Source organism: Mycobacterium sp. TH-M106 (assembly GCF_057473765.1).
Genome location: NZ_JBYCLE010000409.1, coordinates 1 through 2,994 on the forward strand (window position 1 = coordinate 1; position 2,994 = coordinate 2,994).

The 2,994-nt window shown below is 65.5% G+C and carries 1 protein-coding gene; it reads right to left on the minus strand.

The genetic code is table 11. The features are described from left to right. Positions 1–2,890, minus strand: a 2,890-nt coding sequence (locus AC2VOP_RS14415) for an AAA family ATPase (RefSeq protein WP_486961606.1), incomplete at its 3' end; no start/stop codon positions are given. Positions 2,891–2,994 lie beyond the last annotated feature (104 nt).

Sequence of the window (2,994 nt, forward strand, 5' to 3'; positions counted from 1 at the left end):
GCAGTGCTTCCACGAAGACTCTGGTTGCCTCGCCGCGGGTGATCATCTCACCCGCGTCGAACAGGTAGTCCACCACCGCACGAGCTAGCCCAATGGCACCGTCGACATCCCCAAGCCTGGCCTTCTCCCTGGCGAGCTCGGTGTCGACAAACCTCACCGCGTTGTCTGCGAATCCGTGCCGCAGTTGAGCTTCGCGCCACTGGGCGAGCAGCGCCAAGCCGGCACCACGGTGCGAACCGCCCCGATTGACGAGGACGAGGCCGCGACTCCACCGCGCGGCATCCACCGCGAAGTCGTCGCCGGAATGTTCGGCCATCTCCAGCGCTTGGGCCGTGTCGCGGTCAGCCGCCGCGTCCGGCAACGATACCCCGACGTGGGCGGCGAAGCCGTACTTAGCCACCACGGCGGCACAGTAGGACCTCGCGTCGACGCTGCGGGCCATCGTGAGCGCCTGATCGAGGTCGTCCTTCCAGCCCGAAAGCCCGAGGCAATATCGGCAGGAGCCACGCAACATGATCGCCAGCGCCAACGGTGAACCGACCAGCAGGTTGCCCTTCGTGGGATCGCCTTGGGCCAGGTCGATGACGCGCTGCACCAAGCGCAGACTTTCGGCCGCCTCCCCTGCCTGCAAAAGGACATTCCCTGGTGCGATCAAAATGCCAACGGTCAGGGTCGGATCGCCGATCGACTCGAGCAACCTGCTGCAGTCCGACGCAATAGACGCCGATTTGTTGAACTGGTTGTGGAACACCAGCGCTGTCATCAGGCCGGTCATGGCGATCGCCAGCGATACGTTGTCGCCGGTGGCGGTGCACAGGTCACGCAGTTCGTCGAAGCCAGCGCTTGAGACGGTGCCACTGACCCAGCTGGTGCTCCCGCACAACAGGGTCCGCGGGGTGATACGCATCGGTGCGCTGCCCAGGTCGTCGGCAGGCAGCCTGTCGGCAACCGCGCGAGCTCGCTCCCAACTGACACGCGCAGCCCTGATGTCACGGTATTGCGCCCATGCCCCTGCACGCATATGCCAGCCGTACGCCGCCGGTAGATCCTCGGCGGCCTCGAAGTGCTCGGCGATCAGCGACGCGTTCTCGTCGAGCAGATCCGGGTGGCGTTGTTCGATTGCGGTGGCCAGGCGCCGGTGCAGTTCGGCACGGTCGGCCTTGAGCTGTGATCCGTAGGCCACCGCCCGAATCAACGGGTGGCGGAAGGCAAACTCCGCTTGCGAAGTGAACTGCACCTGATCCACCAGTTCAGCAGCGAGCAACCGGTCGATCTGTGCTTCGTCATCCAGCAGCGCCAATTGCTCAGCACTGAACCGCATCCCGATCACCGCGGCGGTGCTCAGGGTCCGTTTGGCAACCGGGTCGAGCCGGTCGATGCGGGCGGCGATGGTGGCCTGCAGAGTCGCCGGTACGACGACGTCGGGCGCACCGACAAGCAGATACGCCCCTCGCCTCCCCTGCAGCACACCGCGCTCGGCCAGATCACGCACCATCTCCTGAGCAAAGAACGGGTTCCCGGCGATACGCTCGGCGATAGTGGTGGCCAGCCCACTCACCGACGGGTCCTGCCCAAGTAAAGCGGTGATCAAGGCCGATGATTCCGAATCGCTCAGCGGCGTAAGCACAATCGTTTGTGCACCGATTATGTGACTCAGCGCGCCATGGTATTCGGGCCGGGAGGTGACCAAGAGCAGCGACGGGGTTTGGCGGATCACTGCCAGGAAATCCGCCAGCAGCAAGTCGCTGACCTCGTCGATCCAGTGCGCATCCTCAACGACATAGACCGCGGGCGTGGTGCGCGCCAGCGAGACGGTATTGACCAACCGAGTCAGCCGACGGCGCCGGGCATCCGGATCGATGCTGGGCAATTCGACACTGCTGTCTCGAATGCCGAGCAGATCCTCAAGCAGCAGCAGATCCTGCGGATCAGCGTCAGACGCTCGCTGTCGGACTCGCGCGCGTGCCGCCTCGTCAGCAACGCCGCTGACCCGAAATACGGTGCGCAGCAACGATGTCGCCGTATGGAACGGGATCTCACTGGCGTGCGACTCACAGTAGGCGGTGAACACCTCCACGCCGCGGCTCTGCGCGAGGGCGGTCACCTCGCGGGCAATGCGGCTCTTGCCGATACCGGGCGGCCCCACCACCCCCACCACGCACCCGGTACCGCGGATCGCCTGATCGAGTATGCCGGTGAGCGCGCCCATCTCCCAGCTGCGGCCAACCAGTGACGGATCCCGCCGGCCGGTGTGTCGATGCTCCGGCGACACCGCCAACAGCCGGCGCACGAGCACCGGCTCGGCCGCGCCCTTGATCTGCACCAACTCCGGCTCGCCCAACGTGGCGACGTCTTCGACCAAACGTGCGGTGGATTCGCTGAGCAGCACCCCACCCGGTGGAGCCACCGACTCCATCCGTTGCACGAGACCGACCGGCTCGCCGGTCGCGGTATAACTGCCCGGCCCGACCTCACCGACGACCACCTCGCCCGAGTTCAGGCCGACTCGTAGCTGCAGTCCAACGTCACCGGGCGCCGCACTCCCGCGTTGGATCTCCAACGCCGCCAGGCACGCCCGCAGCGCGTGATCCTCCAACGCCACCGGCACACCGAACACCGCCATAATGCCGTCGCCGGTGAACTTGTCCACGGTGCCGCCAAACCGCTGCACCACCGCCGCACACCGGTCACACAACCCGGTCATGATCTCCCGCAACCGCTCGGCACCCACCACCGAAGCGATATCCATCGAATGCGCCACATCAGCGAATAACACCGTCACCTGCTTGTACTCGGCCGGTCGATGATCCACCGTGACGGGTGCACCACACTCGAAACAGAACTTCGCGTTCGGCTGCAACTCGGTACCACAAGCGACGCATGCCGTCATGTCATCGCCTCCGCCAACGCGATATGCCCCTCGTAGCCAACCTCGGTGGCCCTCTTGCGATACCGGTCGGCGAAGTCGCGGTAGCCGTCTTCGTCGCCGTTCGC